General features: G+C 66.2%; 4 protein-coding genes. 2 read left to right on the top strand and 2 right to left on the bottom strand.

All coding sequences use genetic code 11. The annotated features are described in order from the left end of the window. Positions 1–87: 87 nt before the first annotated feature. Complete coding sequence (locus VEY12_12760; protein ID HYM40991.1) at positions 88–699, bottom strand: GyrI-like domain-containing protein; 612 nt, start codon at positions 697–699, stop codon at positions 88–90. Positions 700–924: 225 nt separating this feature from the next. Here VEY12_12760 and VEY12_12755 point away from each other — a divergent pair, with 225 nt between their 5' ends. Continuing rightward, positions 925–1,650 carry a CPBP family intramembrane glutamic endopeptidase gene (locus VEY12_12755; GenBank protein ID HYM40990.1) on the top strand — a complete coding sequence of 242 codons (726 nt, stop codon included), beginning with the start codon at positions 925–927 and terminating at the stop codon, positions 1,648–1,650. Positions 1,651–1,846: 196 nt separating this feature from the next. After that, positions 1,847–2,014, top strand: coding sequence for a hypothetical protein (locus VEY12_12750; protein ID HYM40989.1), 168 nt, complete (start codon positions 1,847–1,849; stop codon positions 2,012–2,014). Here VEY12_12750 and VEY12_12745 read toward each other — a convergent pair. Beyond that, complete coding sequence (locus VEY12_12745; GenBank protein HYM40988.1) at positions 2,011–2,406, bottom strand: hypothetical protein; 396 nt, start codon at positions 2,404–2,406, stop codon at positions 2,011–2,013. The genes VEY12_12750 and VEY12_12745 overlap by 4 nt on opposite strands. Positions 2,407–2,893: the final 487 nt, after the last annotated feature.

The following is a 2,893-nucleotide window of genomic DNA, read 5'->3' as shown; positions in this document are numbered from 1 at the left end:
GGTCGTAGGGGTATTTCCCCCTTATTGAACGCCCGTGGAACGGACTGCGCGGCACGTGGCGTCGTTGTCCGGAAACGGGGTCTGGCGTCACCGGGATGCGGGCTGCCGGATCACGGTTTTCAGCTTCTCCGGGGCGTTCCGGCGCGGGTCGCCCATGTAGATCTCGTGGTGCTTGCCCGAGAGCCGGTAGCCGTTCTCCCGGATGAACGCGTGCAGGCGCTCGATCGTGGGCTGCTCCGCGGAGTACGGACCCACGTAGAGGATCTGGGCCGCCTTGCCCTCCCGAAACCGCTCGAGGCGGACGCGGGACAGCCCGGGCGGATTCTTCCGTTCCCGAAGCGCGCGCACGCTCCCGTCGAACAGCTTGCGCGTGACCGCGGCGGGCTCCATGAGCATGAGGGTCCAGTGCCATTGCCCCTTGTCCGCCGGGAGGAACGTGTCCGAGCCCTCCGTCCAGAACAGGCCTTCGAGGGGCATCACGAGCACGTCTCGGATCCCCGTCTTCTTCGCGGCGAACTTGGCCGTGTACGCGACGCCGTACAGGGCGCCGATTGCCTCCTGGAACCCCTTCGACGAATTCGGATCGCCGACGCCATCGACCATCGCGAACTGCATCGCGGGCACGTCCACGAAGACCGGCTCCTTCGCGCTCGGAAAATACAGGTCCTGCAAGGCCTTCGGAAGATCCTTCTTCGCCACGGTCCTCGCCCGGGGGCGCACTCGAACACGAAGAGATGAGGCCTCGGTACGTACTCTGCTGAAGGGGGACGAGCACTCCTGTCGCGGAATCAGGCCCGGTAGGCTGCGCGTCCCCCGAGCCGACGCGGCCGGAAAGCGTATGCAGCGATGACACGATACGCGACCTCCGTGGCAGGGGTGAGCGCCGACGCTAGTAGGGCCCCGAAACCGAGGCGATTCGGGGAGGTGAAAGGGCCTCTCGCGGTCTCGTTGGTTGTGTTGGCGTACTTCATCGCGGTTGCTGCACTCGTCCAAACGTCGGGAGGGCCACTGCCGCAGCAACTCACCCTCGACGTGGTCGCCCGGTTGCTCGCGAATGCCGCGCTAGGATACGGACCGCTCCTGCTCGCCCTCATCGGCTACGAGGTGTGGGTCGAGCGGAGACGGTCGGTCCGGGAGATCTTCGTCGGCCTCGGGTTCCGGAGCCAAGGCGCCCGTCGCAGCCTGCTCTGGAGTATCGGACTGTTCCCCGTGTACGCGGTCGTCAGCGTCCTCACGCTGATGGTCGCATCCTATACCGCACCGCCCTCGGGAGGCGGGACAATACCGGGGTGGTACCCCTACTACCTTGTCGTGGACGCCTTCTTCCCGGTAGCGGTCGTCGAGGAGGCGTTCGGCCGTGGTTTCCTTCTCGACCGCCTGATGCCCGCGCACCCGAGCGGCCTTCTCCAAGCCGTTCCCGCCATCCTCCTCAGTTCCCTCCTATTCACCCTCTACCACGTCCCCTATTATCTGGCCGCGTATTCCTTCTCGCCGGCCCACACGCTCCTCCTCTTGGCGGTCAACGTCTTCCCCCTGTCCATCCTCTTGGCCGGCGCCTACGTGCGATCGAGAGCCAGGAACGTCGCGGGTCCTGTACTCATCCACTTCCTGCTGGACGCGCTTCCCTACGTTTTGTTTGTGGTTCTTTGACGCGTCCATTCCCCTGAGCCGACGCGACGGCCGGAAGAATGGAAGGTGCTGGGCCTTACGACGCGGCGTGCTGGCGAACGGCGAGAGTGAAGCGTAGGCCGTCCTGCGATTCCGCGGGCCTCCGGTTTCTTAAAGGCTGCGAAATCCGGCCTTAGTAAACCTTTAAGGGCACGAGGTCATCGAGTCGCTCGGCCCCATGGCGCGCGTCCCGGTCTCGATCATCGTCGCGTTCGTCCTGCCCCTCGTCCTCATCCTGGTGAACCTGATCTGGCACGTGGGCGGGATCCTCGTCCTCATCCTCCTGCTCATCTGGATCGGGCTCGGCGTGTTCTTCCTCACCCCGGAGGACCGCCCGACGCCCTAGCTGCCGATCGAGTCCCCCGAGACGCTGAGCTCGACCCATTCATCGATGGACCGGACGTCCTCCATGAGCACGGTGAGCATCTCCCCCTGCTCGTCCTCGATGATCAGGGAGTCGAGCACGTCCTCGGCCTCCACGGTGTCCTTGACGACCCCGACGAACTCGCCCTCGTCGTCCACGACGTTGAGGCCGGCGAGTACCTCGACCAGGGGGCCCTTGAGCAGGACCTTGTCCGCCACGGAACCCAGGTACCGCTTTCCCAGGCGGAGGATGCCTTCCGTCCCTTCCCCGATCACGAGGAAGTTCTCCTCCTCCGCGGACACGTACCCGAGCTCGATCCCGTCCGGATCCACCACGGCCATCCCGACGAGGGAGGGCCCCTTGCGCGTCGCCAACCGATGACCTCCCGGACCGTCCCGTGGGGGGCGGTCGGGCCGCCGTCCGATGCGGGCAGGCCTACTTGAAGGTTTTCGGACGACGGCGAATGTTGCGGGTCGGGCCAGTACAGGAGGGCCAAATCGTTATCGTCCCCGATATCGAGGTCGCTTCTTTTATACGAGAAACCCCGCCATCGCGACGGACGTCCCTCCTCTCCTGTACAGGGGAGAATCGACCCGGTCGGTAGAATGCCGCGCTGCTCCCTGTGCGAATCGGAGGTCCCCGACGGGCGGACCGCCTGCGACGCCTGCGGACAGGCGCTGGACCGAGCCCCAATCGCCGCCGCGTCACCCGTGGCCGTGCGACGGGCTTTGGAAGCGGCTCGCAAGGACCTCGCCGCGGCGTCCCAGGACCGCGTGGACATCACGTTCGCCCGCGGCCTCGTGGAGCGTGCGGAGCAGACCGAAGCCGCCGGGGACCTCGGCCGCGCCCTGGACCTCGCCC

The sequence above is a fragment of the Thermoplasmata archaeon genome (assembly GCA_035632695.1).
In the GTDB taxonomy this organism is placed as follows: domain Archaea; phylum Thermoplasmatota; class Thermoplasmata; order RBG-16-68-12; family RBG-16-68-12; genus RBG-16-68-12.
Note: the sequence above shows the minus strand (reverse complement) of the source record. Positions and strands in the feature narration are given on the sequence as shown.